Here is a 586-nt window from a genome sequence, read left to right as displayed (position 1 = left end):
ATCCCTGAGCGCGCAACGTATTGGCGAAACCATTAAAACGCTTTCGGCATTTCCGCATAATATAGGTTCGCCGGGTAGCAAGGCCGTAGCCGAAAAAATATTGGCCATGTATAAAAGCTATGGGCTTGATGCACATATAGAAACCTATACTGTACTTTACCCTACGCCCAAAACAAGGGTATTGGAACTTTCAGGCCCGGCAAGCTATACCGCTTTATTAAAAGAGCCCACGTTGGCAGAGGATGCAACATCGGGGCAAGCCAACCAGTTGCCAACCTATAATGCCTGGAGCGCGGATGGTGATGTGAATGGTGAGCTGGTGTTTGTAAACTATGGGCTGCCCGATGATTACGAGAAGCTGGCTGCCATGGGTATTGATGTAAAAGGTAAAATAGTAATTGCCAAATATGGCCGCTCATGGCGTGGCATAAAGCCAAAGGTAGCCTATGAGCATGGGGCCATTGGCTGTATCATTTATTCAGATCCTGCTGATGATGGTTACTCGGCGGGTGATGTGTATCCAAAAGGAGCCTATAAAAATGAATTTGGCGTTCAGCGTGGTTCCGTGATGGATATGGTGATCTAT

1 protein-coding gene is annotated in these 586 nt (G+C 47.1%); it reads left to right on the top strand.

Annotated features, from left to right (window positions below; translation table 11 throughout):
- On the top strand, window positions 1-586 hold a 586-nt coding region (locus tag AC1D2Q_RS29535), incomplete at both ends, for a PA domain-containing protein (protein WP_477815549.1).

The organism is Pseudomonas sp. P1_A1, assembly GCF_056406935.1.
Note: the sequence above shows the minus strand (reverse complement) of the source record. Positions and strands in the feature narration are given on the sequence as shown.